This window comes from Acinetobacter psychrotolerans (assembly GCF_048552595.1).
In the GTDB taxonomy this organism is placed as follows: Bacteria; Pseudomonadota; Gammaproteobacteria; order Pseudomonadales; family Moraxellaceae; genus Acinetobacter.
In genome coordinates, this window is sequence record NZ_JBIMDK010000010.1 from 67,881 (window position 1) to 80,919 (window position 13,039).

13 protein-coding genes are annotated in these 13,039 nt (G+C 34.3%); 8 read left to right on the top strand and 5 right to left on the bottom strand.

Translation table 11 applies throughout. The features are described 5' to 3' along the window. Window positions 1–248 precede the first annotated feature (248 nt). The 6 genes from ACG94X_RS10470 (at window position 249) to hemL (ending at window position 6,368) form a co-directional block, all read left to right on the top strand. Window positions 249–629, top strand: coding sequence for an Mpo1-like protein (locus tag ACG94X_RS10470; RefSeq protein WP_419383672.1), 381 nt, complete (start codon window positions 249–251; stop codon window positions 627–629). Window positions 630–950: 321 nt separating this feature from the next. Next, window positions 951–2,120: a helix-turn-helix transcriptional regulator gene (locus ACG94X_RS10475; RefSeq protein ID WP_419383673.1), complete on the top strand. Its 1,170-nt coding sequence runs from the start codon at window positions 951–953 to the stop codon at window positions 2,118–2,120. 79 nt (window positions 2,121–2,199) lie between these two features. Then, window positions 2,200–3,078, top strand: coding sequence for a carboxypeptidase-like regulatory domain-containing protein (locus tag ACG94X_RS10480; RefSeq protein ID WP_419383674.1), 879 nt, complete (start codon window positions 2,200–2,202; stop codon window positions 3,076–3,078). A gap of 203 nt (window positions 3,079–3,281) precedes the next feature. Next, complete coding sequence (locus ACG94X_RS10485) at window positions 3,282–4,142, top strand: hypothetical protein (protein ID WP_419383675.1); 861 nt, start codon at window positions 3,282–3,284, stop codon at window positions 4,140–4,142. A 244-nt stretch (window positions 4,143–4,386) separates the two neighbouring features. Next, the gene (thiE, locus tag ACG94X_RS10490; protein WP_419383713.1) at window positions 4,387–5,007 is read left to right on the top strand and encodes a thiamine phosphate synthase; all 621 of its coding nucleotides are present in this window, start codon (window positions 4,387–4,389) and stop codon (window positions 5,005–5,007) included. A gap of 62 nt (window positions 5,008–5,069) precedes the next feature. Beyond that, window positions 5,070–6,368, top strand: coding sequence for a glutamate-1-semialdehyde 2,1-aminomutase (gene hemL, locus ACG94X_RS10495; protein ID WP_419383676.1), 1,299 nt, complete (start codon window positions 5,070–5,072; stop codon window positions 6,366–6,368). 96 nt (window positions 6,369–6,464) lie between these two features. Here the strand turns inward: hemL and ACG94X_RS10500 are convergent, their stop codons facing one another. The 3 genes from ACG94X_RS10500 to ACG94X_RS10510 all read right to left on the bottom strand — a co-directional run bounded on the left by ACG94X_RS10500 (window position 6,465) and on the right by ACG94X_RS10510 (window position 8,574). Further along, complete coding sequence (locus ACG94X_RS10500; protein ID WP_419383677.1) at window positions 6,465–7,529, bottom strand: amidohydrolase family protein; 1,065 nt, start codon at window positions 7,527–7,529, stop codon at window positions 6,465–6,467. A gap of 215 nt (window positions 7,530–7,744) precedes the next feature. After that, window positions 7,745–8,149 carry a DUF3144 domain-containing protein gene (locus tag ACG94X_RS10505; RefSeq protein WP_419383678.1) on the bottom strand — a complete coding sequence of 135 codons (405 nt, stop codon included), beginning with the start codon at window positions 8,147–8,149 and terminating at the stop codon, window positions 7,745–7,747. 53 nt (window positions 8,150–8,202) lie between these two features. Further along, a complete protein-coding gene (locus ACG94X_RS10510; RefSeq protein ID WP_419383679.1) occupies window positions 8,203–8,574 on the bottom strand; it encodes a DUF3144 domain-containing protein in 372 nt (123 codons plus the stop codon). An 89-nt stretch (window positions 8,575–8,663) separates the two neighbouring features. Here ACG94X_RS10510 and ACG94X_RS10515 point away from each other — a divergent pair, with 89 nt between their 5' ends. Then, window positions 8,664–9,296 carry a hypothetical protein gene (locus ACG94X_RS10515; protein ID WP_419383714.1) on the top strand — a complete coding sequence of 211 codons (633 nt, stop codon included), beginning with the start codon at window positions 8,664–8,666 and terminating at the stop codon, window positions 9,294–9,296. A gap of 217 nt (window positions 9,297–9,513) precedes the next feature. On the opposite strand, the gene ACG94X_RS10520 is transcribed toward ACG94X_RS10515, so the two are convergent. Together ACG94X_RS10520 and ACG94X_RS10525 are read right to left on the bottom strand one after the other, a co-directional pair. Next, window positions 9,514–10,023, bottom strand: a complete 510-nt coding sequence (locus tag ACG94X_RS10520; protein ID WP_419383680.1) for a hypothetical protein — start codon at window positions 10,021–10,023, stop codon at window positions 9,514–9,516. Between the two features lie 37 nt (window positions 10,024–10,060). Further along, window positions 10,061–10,306, bottom strand: a complete 246-nt coding sequence (locus tag ACG94X_RS10525) for a hypothetical protein (RefSeq protein WP_419383681.1) — start codon at window positions 10,304–10,306, stop codon at window positions 10,061–10,063. A gap of 703 nt (window positions 10,307–11,009) precedes the next feature. Between ACG94X_RS10525 and tfpB the strand changes: the two genes are divergently transcribed. Next, on the top strand, window positions 11,010–12,767 hold the full coding sequence (gene tfpB / locus ACG94X_RS10530; RefSeq protein WP_419383682.1) for a type IV pilus assembly ATPase TfpB: 1,758 nt from the start codon (window positions 11,010–11,012) through the stop codon (window positions 12,765–12,767). The last annotated feature ends 272 nt before the right edge of the window (window positions 12,768–13,039 follow it).

The following is a 13,039-nucleotide window of genomic DNA, read 5'->3' on the forward strand; positions in this document are numbered from 1 at the left end:
TCCTAGAAATATTGTTAAAATCTAAATGTATAGAGTGAAAGTGAGGTCGAATTTTGTTTGGAAATGACTAGACTTAAATCTCACCACATTTTAGTTAGGCATTGTAGCGCAAAATATGCAGATTAAATTGAGCGTACAGAGTTGATTTGCTCCAATCTAGATACTTTTGAAACACTACAAGTCTATTTGGCTTTTAATCCGACATAAACTAGAATAAGCTGATTAAAAATAAATCAGGAAGATTGTCCATGAATGCGCTTGTTGAACCAAAATCAGAATTTACGCCAACATCATTTCAATTACCTATAAAAAACTATTCAGAGTTTTATCGTTTTTATCTGACGGAACATCGTAGCATTATGAGCCGACGTTTACATGCGGCAGGTAGCAGTGCCGGAATTTATTTTTTCAGTAAAGCAATTCGCCAAAGAAAGCCACAATATATTGTTTATGGATTGGTTTCTGGCTATGCATGTGCCTGGATTGGACACTTCGTGTTTGAAAAAAATAAACCAGCAAGTTTTAAACAACCTTTATATAGTTTTATTTCAGATTGGCGCATGTTGTCGGATATTTTGCGTGGCAATTTGAGTTTAAGAGATCGCAAGTTTGATAAAATTGATAGTTGAGTTCATCTCATCTTTATTATTGATGATTTTTAAAGCTAGAGATATCTAAATCTATACAAATGATTTATGCCTTTTGTCAGAAATTTTCAGCCTTTTATATAGGTAGCTATATTTTAAAAAACTACCTATTTTATAAATTGGTTAAATAATATCAATAAACACATGTTTTATAATATATAAATATATAACGTGATTGTTGGGTTTTTTAAAATAATTTATCAATCGTTATAATTTGAGAATCACGAGTATTTGATTTTTTAATATTAAAATTTTTATGTGTACTTTTTGTATAATACGTTATTTTAATAAGAATATGAAAGCATGCATCCACTTGATTATTATTACGATGAGTTGGTTGATATCATTTATAAAGTCCCATTGAGTGCTGATGGGTGGCAACCTTTTGTTAAAAGAGTTAATACATTACTGAATGCTTCTTCAATTCACGTTTTAGCAATTGATTTAGAAAAAGATGTCTTTTCATTTAGTAATTGTTCAGGCTCACTTTCAGATGATTTATTAACCGTTGCAGAATTGCAATATTTGCGTTATCCGATAGGTGATGATCCTAGAATGGTGGACTTTTTTAGTACCGATGAAAGGCTAGATTGGTATCAATGTCATCATAAAATTACTGAAGAAGTAGTGGGCAATACTGCACTGTATCAAAACATACTTTTACCTATAGATATGCGTTATACCTCAATGCATGATATATATCGTGATGAAAAAATTTGCGTGATGATAGGAATAAATACTTCTAGAGAAAGAGGTTATTTGTCAGAGGAGGAATTAAAATTTCTAGACCGTCTATTGATGCATTTAAAACGAGTGGTATTACTACAACGTAAATTATATGAATTTTCAGCAAATTCAATTGTTGGGTATAATTTAATTAATAAATTATCAAAACCTGTATTATTGTTGAACTTATCAGGGCAAGTTGTTCATTATAATGATGCGGTAAAGAAGGTTTGTGAAAATAATTCAATTATTAAGATTGAAAATGACAAATTGGTATTACCTAAACCATATGATTTGCAATTGGCAGAAAATTTAAATTATTTTGAAAGTTTTTTTAAAAAGAATCGTGTTTTGGGAAATCAAAAATTTGAAGATTCATGTATTAAAATAACTTCAATAGATGGCGAAACGATATATATTTTTTCAACTTTTTTAGTTTCTGAAAATGAAATGAAAATGTTCGGAATTAGACCGCTTGTAATGTTGACCTTGTATGATCCATCGCATACAGAAACTTTGGATCTAAACTTTTTGTGTGCGACTTTTCATTTGACACCAGCTGAATCCAAACTAGCTTTGATGCTTGTAGATGGATTCTTGTTAAAAGAAATATCGCAAAAGAATAATGTAAATGTTGATACTGTGAGAAAGCAATTACAATCTATTTATAAAAAGACTGGCACAAATAGACAGTCTGATCTGGTAAAACTTTTAATAAATATGCCTAAATTTATGGGAGAAAGTTAGTTTTATTCCTTATTTATGGAATAGACGTTTTTTGATCAGAGATGAATAATTTTATTTATCCAAATAAAAGGAATTCGTCATGAATAATTATCAAAAAATATTATTGTTAATTGCCGTATGTTCGATATTGAGTGGTTGTGGGGGAGGAGAGGGTAACCAAGATATTGATGGAGCTGTATGGACAACAAGCGGTAAAGTTTTAGATGAAAAAGGGGAACCTATTGCTGGTGCAGAAGTTTCGGTAAAATTGAATGATATTAAATATTCAGTAAAAACTGATAATAGTGGAAATTACCATTTAAAAACACCACAAAATTATGCATATCCACAATATTTTGCTGGATTAATTAATGCTGAAAATTATAGACCTACAACTATTTTATTTAGTTTTCCTAATAATAATTTGGCAGTTGATACTAAAACTTCAAATCCAAATTTACAACTATTAAAAGAATCAGATATTATATTTTTCAATGGATTGGATATTATTCATTTAGGAGATGATCAGTTTCAAGGTGCTGTGAATTCACAATTACAAATTAAAGCTCAGGGAAAGGTTTGGGTTGATTATTTTACTTATTCGGATAGTCTTAAATCGAAATATGATAATATTTGTATTTCATTTTTAGGGCGCGGTTTTAATAGTATTAAAGAAGGAAGTAAAGACCCAATTTCACTTTCAAATAGTGGTCAAGCTGGAACTTACATTGTTAAAATTTTACCAGATAGTGCTGAGGATGGCAGTTTTAGCCAATATAAAGAATGCTTTTCATTATCTAGCTTTAAAGCAGGGGATAAAGTTCAACTTCAAATAAATTCATTGCCAGTTTCTAATGATTATGATGATTTTGAAATGATTAATGTATTCGGTGAGCTGAGTGGGAGCGAGAGTGCTAATATACCAACTACTCCAATAACGTCAACTGATGAATTTTCAAAAAGATGTGGATTTATGTAATCGATGATTTTTAAATATTTATACCGTATTAATATACTTTAATACGGTTTCTATCATATATAATTTTTAAAAATATAAATAATATGTTGTTTTTGATTAATTAATTATTATTTGAAATTATAAATATACCCCAAATAGGGAATAGTATTTAAAACGATAATTTCCTAAGCTGATCTAACGAAAAGGATGAGTAGGAGAATGATGTGAAAAATAAAATTTTAGCCATGATGGTTTTGAGTATTTTTTTACTGACAGCATGTGGTGGTAGCGATGATGATGCTTCAGGCACAGGCACAGGCACAGGCACAGACACAGGCACGTCAGTAGGTATTAAGGAAAATCGTAAACTTATTGAGGAGATCACAGGTATTGTCTTAAGAGAGGCAGCCGTGGATGGGCTAATGGATTCATTGATTTATGGTTCAGATATGGTCGCAGATGGTGAAAAATGTTCATCTGGTTCTTATACCGTAAGTAACAACGTGATCACTTTCAAAGATTGTGTCGGCATTATAGATGAAAGTGGGATTGCCAATGGTGTGATTGATACCAATAAAGGCATAGAAGCAAAAAATTTGGTCATTAAATACGGCAACAATGAATCTGATACACTGAATGGTAAATTAACTATCGAAGAATCAGCAACATCAGTAAAAGTGACGTCCCCTGAGCTCACCGTTGTTTCGCAAACTTTATCTTCAACTAATCAACCGCTGGCAGTCAATTATACGTTAACAGGTTACCAGTTAACGTGGACAAGACAAGATGCGAGCAATGTTAATATTCAAGTGAGTGGGAAACTTGCGGCTACAGGTGGAGAATGGGGTGACTATAAAATCGCTTTTGATACTACCACTAAGCCACTTTATTTGAAAATTGATGCGGATGAAAATGTCACAAGTTATCCTTATGCAGGAACTGTAATGATTTCAGATTTAAATAATACAGCCACATCAATTGTTGTTTCTGCAATCAATGACCAAACTGCACAATTTAAAGCCACAGTCGATGGAAAAGGCTTCTTCGATGAAGTTGTAAAATGGGATGATATGTTCGGATACTAAGTCATCGTTTGATAAATGAATGAATCAAAAGATCATGTTTTAGGACATGGTCTTTTTCTTTAAATGATCATTGAAAATAAAAATAAAAATAAAAATAAAAATAAAAATAAAAATAATAGAATTAGAAGTTTAGAAAAAACCAATATCAATTATATTTTAAAATGCAGGTTTATCTTTTGAAAGCCAAACTACGATAGATGGTCTATAATTGACTTAATCTTGATTAAAAATGAATTTATCTCCTATGCGCGGTCTTTACCTCATTACTAATGACGATCCAATTGAACTACTTTTAGCAAAACTTGAAGGGGCAATGGCGACTTATGAAGTTGCTGTTTTGCAATATCGTCGTAAGCAAGTTGCACAAGAAAATCAGGATTATGAAATTGGTTATATGAAACATTTATGTGCACAGTATAAAGTACCATTTGTAATCAATGATGACTTAGAAGCAGCTGTGAAATATGGTGTAGGTGTGCATTTAGGACAAGATGACGGTTCAATTGTCGATGCTGTCGCGCGTTTACCAAAAGATGTTTTGATTGGACGTAGTTGCAATAACTCGCTTGAGCTTGCTGAACAAGCCATTGCCGATGGGGCAAACTATGTTGCTTTCGGTGCAATTTTTGCGACGGAAACAAAGCCTGAAGCGGGTAATATTGGTTTAGAGGCCTTGAAACTGGCTAAGGCAAAATTTAACGTGCCAATCTGCGCGATTGGTGGTTTAACTGTTGAAAATTCAGCACCTGTGATTGAAGCTGGTGCAGACCTTTGTGCTGTCATTAGTGATGTATTGGGTCGCTCAATGTCTACAGTTGGTCAACGTGTATATGATTGGTCTGAGTTATTTTCAGCTGAAGTCTAGTTTTGCATTTTGGTTTTACATTTGAGTCTTTTTATTTAAAAATCTGAGTTGAGTACCTTCACATGAGTCTTTCTCCAAAGCAAGAACAATTGTTTAAACAAGCCAGCAAACATATTCCAGGTGGTGTGAATTCGCCTGTACGTGCATTTAACGGTGTGGGTGGTACGCCAGTATTTATTGAAAAAGCCAAAGGTGCATATTTGTATGATGTCGATGGTAAGCGTTATGTGGATTATGTCGGTTCATGGGGCCCGATGATTTTGGGTCATGCTCATCCTGAAATCATTAAAGCTGTTCAAGACGCTGCAGTAGATGGATTGAGCTTCGGTGCGCCAACCGTTCACGAAACGACATTGGCGGACACAATCTGTGAAATTATGCCTTCTATTGAATTGGTACGTATGACCAACTCAGGAACTGAAGCGACCATGACTGCGATTCGTTTAGCGCGTGGTTATACAGGTCGTGACAAGATCGTAAAATTTGAAGGTTGTTATCACGGTCATTCAGATTCGTTATTGGTCAAAGCAGGTTCAGGTCTTTTAACAAGTGGTGAAGGTGAAGCGACTTCTGCGGGTGTTCCTGCTGATTTTGCAAAACATACTTTAACGCTTCCGTACAATGATATTGCGACATTGAAACAGTGTTTTGCGAACTTCGGTTCCGAAATTGCAGGTGTGATTGTAGAACCTGTTGCAGGCAACATGAACTTGGTGAAACCAATTGATGGTTTCCTACAGGCGATTCGTGATGTATGTGATGAATACGGTTCTGTATTTATCATTGATGAAGTAATGACAGGTTTCCGTGTCGGTTTAGGTGGTGCGCAGGCGCATTATGGCGTGACACCAGATTTAACCACTTTAGGTAAAATCATTGGTGCAGGGCTTCCGGTCGGTGCTTTTGGTGGTAAACGTGAAGTAATGGAATGTATCGCGCCACTTGGTAAAGTCTACCAAGCAGGTACATTGTCTGGTAATCCTTTGGCAATGCGTGCGGGTATTGAAATGTTTAAGCATTTACGTACTGAAGGTTTTTATGAAAAATTAACTGCGCAATTGGCTAAACTTCTTGAAGGTTTACAAACTGCTGCAGATGAATCGGGTATTGCATTTAAAACACAACAAGTCGGTGGTATGTTTGGTTTGTACTTTACAGATCAAGAAGACATTACTAGTTTTGATTCTATGTTGAAATGTGATGTAGATGCTTTCCGTAAATTCTTCCACGGTATGCTTGAAAGAGGTGTAAACCTTGCGCCATCAGCGTTTGAAGCAGGCTTTATTTCAGCTGCACATAGTGATGAAGATATTCAGTTCACCATTGATATGGCAAAAGAAGTGTTTGCAGAAATGAAATAAGTTTCATTTAATATTTTATACCGAAGCTCGCAGTTTATCTGTGAGCTTTTTTTTATGATTTAAAATAATCAATTTCATATTCAATATTGACGAGAATTAAAGTCGATAAAACTGTTTTGCATTGTGGTAAAAGACTTTTTCCAGTGCATGATCATCATATTGCTGAACAATATCACTAAAAGCATCAATAATATTCACTAGACTGGTATTGACACGATCCATTGGAAAGTTTGATGCGAACATCACACGATAAGTACCAAAGCTATCCAAAGCATGTGTAATGATGGGTGCAACAAGATCGATGATTTGTTGTTTAGAAGCCAATTGTTTTTTCTTATAAAATTGATGCCCTAAAACTGGCATAAAGAGCCCCGACATTTTGGTGTAAACATTGGGTAGGGTACTTAATTCAGCAATATCATCTTGCCATTGGTAAAATATATTTTCACGGGCAGTTTGGGTTAAACCTGTATTTTGACCGACTTCACCAAATAATCCTGCAGGTGTGCCGAAATGATCTAGAACAATCGAGGTTTCTGGGAATTGCTTTGCCAATTCAATCACATCTGAAATTTGAGTTGAATAAACCCAAGCATCAAAACTTAGATTGTGCCTTGCCAGTTGTTCAAAACCATTCAAAAATTTTTTATTGGTATATAAATGTGGATCATCTGTCCAATTATGTATGCCTTTATCTTCATGAAAAGCAGCCATTCTACGAATTCCTCGTAAACGCTTGGAGGCTTTTTGGTGCATTTTAAGAATTTTTTTAAAATTGCTATCACAAGGATCTGCTGTTGCAACGATTCCACCAAGCCGAATTGTTTGATCATTAAATGGCAGGGATTCTATAAATTCTGTTTCACCGACTACACCTTTACCACTGTGTTTTGCCCAACTCGCTTCGACATGCACCACTTGTTCGACCTGATATTGTCCAAGATCATTTTTATAATCTTCAGGTAAATAGGGTTGAGTGATATGTGTGGTTAAACCAATGGTATCCAGTAAATCTTTTGGTTTGATGAGCCGAACCATTTTATCGAGTAAAAAGGGACGATTGCCCAAGAGCTTAACTGCAAGTGCTGCCGCATGTGGTGTATTGTACGGATCCCATTGGTGAATGTGTGGATCTATGATTGGAAAATTTAAATGTTGCATAGAACCTCCAACTTATTATTTATCATCAAGAAATACAATACATGAGTTTTATGATTTTTGAATATTATTGATTGGTAACCTGATTTTTGAGTCATGAATGGATGAGCGATTTATTTACCTTCAAAGTGAATTTAAGCAAGTGCAATTGCCAAAATGTAAAAAAGCCCAGAAGGGCTTTTGATACATACTGATTTTAGATGAACCATTGAGGTGAATCAGTGTTGATGATTATGCCCATCTTTATCATGTTTATGTGTATGAAAACTTTCATCTTTACGGAAACGAAGATAATTATCAAACTGTTCACAATATTCATCATAGTGATCTTCAAGCATCATTTGGAACTGTTGCAGCACGTAAGACATCACTTGTTCTTTGGCATCACGCATTTCATCGCCATCTTTAAAAGTATTGGCTGCAACCCAAGTGTTGAAACGTGCAGTTGCAAATAACATTGCAGCACTGACTTGACCACGACGTTCATCAGGCTGTGGTTTCTGACCTTTTTCAGGGCGACAGAAATCATTAGCTAGTTTAATAAATTCGTCAGCTCGCTCAAAAAAAACAGCATTCAAGGCTTCTTCTTCGGTGACATCAGTCGCATCGATTTTTTGAGACATGGCTTTTCCACATAGCGTATTTCATTGGTTGCGTATTATAGGCAATCCAGCCGTTAAACGAAACGCTTTACTTCTTCTGTTTCAGATTTTGGAAAATAGCTTTCAAAATTTTCATGATATTCGTCTAAATTATCTTCGAGCATGATTTTAAATTGCTCCATGTAATATTCTAAAATGACTTGTCTGTCGGCATTAAAATCAGTGCTTTGCTGATAAGAGCAGGCAGCATTCCACACACTATAACGTGCATTGGCATACATGAATGAAGCACTGACTTTACCCGGTTCAGTGGTTAAATGTGATACTTGATGGGTAGAGTCGGATAACTGGTTGGCTAAATTGATAAACTCATCTGCACGTTCGTAAAATTGTTCATCGGCTACTGTAGGTTCATCATTTTCATATAAATCATTGTTTTCAGACATGGTTTATCCTAGTTGTGATCTTGTTTCGTAATATCGACTATAGCATACTCAAAATAGCCTAAGTATGATCAATTGATTGAGAAATGAATATGCAAGATGCGATTGCCGTACAAAGTTTAAAAAGTGATATTGCGCTATTACGACAAAATATTTGGCATCCAACAGAATTAGCCAATGTGGAAGGTTTACCCATATATTATGGTTCTAAGCAACAAGTCGCTGAATATTATCAACAATGGCAGAGCTTGATTGAGCGAGCACAAGTGCTTTATCAACCTTTCATGCAAGATGATGTTTTAGATGTGATCCAACTTCCCAGTCATTTGAATCTTCCATTATTCTATTTTAATGTGGATCGCATTCGAATTAATAAAACGCGTGCTAAAGAATCGAAAACCTTTCGTGGGATTGCCTCATTGATTGAAAAATGTGGTCAATTTGAGCCTGAGCAGATCGCTAAAATGGCACAATGGTTAAATAGTGATGACACAGCAGCTTTAGTTGCGCATCGTGAGTTTATTGATCTAAGAACATATATTTTCCAACAAGGCCAAAGTGAATATACAAGAACCCGTTTTTATGTGAATGGTTTAGTTTTGAGTACGGAAAAAGATTTCGAACTTATTGATGCGAGAGAGAAACCTCGTAAACAAAGAAATGATAGTTATAGTGATCCTTTAGCAGATAATGAAGTATGGAAAGTCTTTGGTAAGTATCGATAAATTAAATATTTATCATTTCAATTTTTCAGTCGGTTTGAGCACTGAAAAAAGCAGATTGATTTATCAAATCTTCTTTAAGCTATTTTATTTATAAATATTTCTAGTGGGGTTTTTGCAAGCTATATAAAATATGGTGATTTTTTAGATTTTATTATTTATATTTTAATGATTAAAGCACCTACTCATGACTGAGTAGGTGCTTATTTTTTAAGGTGTTTTATTTAAAATTTTGGATTGAGCTGTGAATCGTTTTAGAAGCGGTCTCGTTATAAAGCATACATTCATTTTTAGCAGCATCTATATATTCATTTGCGATCAATTTATCTTGTCCTGTTAAATGACTTGAATCATCTGTTAATTCTTTAATCATATCTTCAAAAAGGAACGAAGTACCTTTAGAGTAGTAATGTCCAGAGAAGAACTTATCCTTATATTTTGCAAAAGTATCTGCTTCACTGTAAGCATAAGATATATATGCTGTGGTGTCCTTATATAACTTTTTCTCTGACTCTGGATTTGCTGCAAGTTTATTCCAAATATTTTCTACACCTGAATTATTTTCAGTTGCATTTTGGAGTTCGATATATTCTTGATTACTTGCTTCTTTTACCAGTTGTAGACAAGTTGATCCTTTTGTAAATTTCGTTTCTATATTTTTAGCATAAAAACTTTGCATTAATGTACTTACTGGATAATCTTCAGTTAAACCATTTTTAATTGACCACATATCATATGGATTAATGGTTTGGCTTAATAATTTACTATCAAGGTTGATGCCTCTTATACGTATTGGTAAATTTTAAACCAGTAGAGCCTATTTTTGAGTAAGGTATCATAGTCCATGTATTGTCACTTATAGTTATATTGCCAGTACGTACACCATAAGTTGCATTTACATCACCATCTTCATAGACGCCATCTTGTGTAACTATAAAACTACGATCAGTACTATCATCTTGATATAGTGTATTGGTATTCTTAGAATATGATTTACCATCTAGGAGAGTCATAACATCTTCATTATAACCGAGTTTTCCTTCATTCGGCCCGCTATAACTTTCATCTATATAAATATTATGCCATGTTTGATTTGCAGAAGTATCTGGTTTTTCTCCTCAATCATTAGACGCAGAGGTAGAATCATCTCCACCACCACAAGCAGTTAAAAGTAATGTAGAAATAATTGCGAAAGAAAGTACTTTAATTTTCATGAATTATCCAGAATTATAAAAGTTATAATATTATGAGTATGAAATTCCCATACGATCATCATATTTAAACAATTTATTTTTGCAATATTTTTTTTAGAAAAAATTAATTTTACAATAAAACTTATATGATTTTTCATTGTATTTATTAGAGGGATATTATAAATACGATTTGATAAGTACAATAACTCATTATTTTAATACTACTGTATTATTCTAAGTAAAATTACTATTTATAGATTTAATTATTAATATAACTTACAACGTTTAGCTTAGTTTTTTTTATCATTTTTTTATAAAAGCAATCATCAGTCTGTTGGGGTGTATTGGTCTTTTAACTTTGGGCTTTATGATCACTTTTTGGGGATATCAAGCATTGTAAAGGGGAAAAATAAGCTCATGTTAATTTTCAAGATGAGCTGGATAAATCTTCTATTATTGATAAAAATTCAAGAAACTCAAAAACTAATTTTGCTATAGTGGTGTTAGATTTGGGGATATAACAATGCAATTTAATTTTGAAATCGATGCAACGTGGTGTTTAGAACAATTATTAAAAGATGGTCGAATTACAGAGCGCGAAAAACTCCTGGTTCAAACGACGCACCGCCAACGTGAGCAATTGAAATGGCATCCGTTACAGTGGATTGCCAGCTTTAAATTAGTTGATGCACAAAATCCAGTTAAACGATTAACATTAACCCATTTGACAGAGTGGTTGGCTGTCAAATCGGAACTGAACTTATTTACCATTGACCCGTTAAAAGCCGATGTGACTTCTTTAACTGGAGTCATGTCACAGGAATTCGCTTTACGTAATAAAATCTTGGCTGTCGAAGTGACTGCGGACAAAATTTTGATTGGTACTGCACAGCCTTATATGATTGATTGGGTTCAAAATTTAGAACGTAGTTTGAGCCCTAAAAAAATTGAACGTGTTGTTTTAAATCCTGAACAATTACATCGCTACTTGGTGGAATATTATCAAGTAAGTAAGGCGGTCAGTTCGTCACAAAAATCCAGTGCTTATGATAAAGAAAACAAAGGTGTAGAAGCACTTTTACAGTTAGGTGATGCACAAAACCCAGATGCAAATGATCAGCATATTGTCAAATTGGTCGATTGGGTTTTACAGTTTGCTTTTGAGCAAGGTGCGAGCGACATTCATTTAGAACCACGTAAAGAAAAAGGTAAAATCCGTTTCCGTATCGATGGGGTATTGCATACGATTTATAATATGCCCGCCAATACTTTAACGGCTGTGATTTCACGGATTAAAATTTTAGGTCGAATGAATGTTGCAGAAAAACGTAAACCACAAGATGGTCGATTGAAAACACGAACTCCGAAAGGACAAGAAACTGAATTGCGTCTTTCAACATTACCTACAGCCTTTGGTGAAAAGTTGGTGATGCGTATTTTCGATCCAGAAGTATTGGTACGTAGTTTCCAACAACTTGGTTTTGATGAGCATTTATTACATCAATGGAATAGTTTAACTGAACATAGTCATGGCATTATTCTCGTGACAGGGCCTACAGGTTCCGGTAAAACCACGACGCTTTATTCATCGCTTAAACAGTTGGCAACTGAACAAGTCAATGTTTGTACCATCGAAGACCCGATTGAAATGCTTGAACCGAGTTTCAACCAAATGCAAGTCAATCAAGGGATTGATCTCGGTTTTGCTGATGGTATTCGTGCCTTAATGCGTCAAGATCCAGACATTATTATGGTCGGAGAGATTCGTGACCAAGATACGGCAAATATGGCTATTCAAGCTGCACTCACTGGTCACTTAGTTCTATCAACTTTGCATACCAATGATGCGCCTTCAAGCTTGACGCGTTTGCATGATTTAGGGATACAACCTTTTTTAACTGCTGCAACGATTTTGGGTGTGCTTGCACAACGTTTAGTACGAAAATTATGCCCACATTGTAAGCAAGAAACCTTTATTAATGAACAAGAGTGGAAGCATCTAACTTTTGGTTATCAGACTAAAATGCCTGATTTTGTTTTTAAAGCAGTTGGATGTGAAGAGTGTCGTCAAACGGGTTATAAAGGACGCGTCGGAATTTATGAGTTCATGCCAGTGAGTCTAGAGGCTAAACAAAAAATTAGCGCCAATGGCACATTAGATGAGTTAAGAGCACAGGCAAAAAAAGAAGGTGTTGAACCTTTAAGAATTTCAGGTGCGCGTAAGGTGTTGGAAGGTACAACAACCCTTGAAGAAGTACTCAGAGTCGTACCGTTGAATTGATTATTGATTTTAAATACAGGTTTTTAAATGTGGATGGATTAGTTTTCACCCACACTTTTTGCATATCCAATTTGTAAAAAATGTTTTTCTTTTGTCGTGAAATATTGAAAAATATTAAAGTGGTTATTTTCTAGAAGATATCGGATTTTTATGACAATCCAGTATTTTCCAAACAAATTTTCATTAAAAAAGTAAATTTTTTGCTATAACTTAAAAAAGCAGTATGCGCTGATTCATACTGCTTGTTCCCACATTTTTTGTTTTGTTTATCG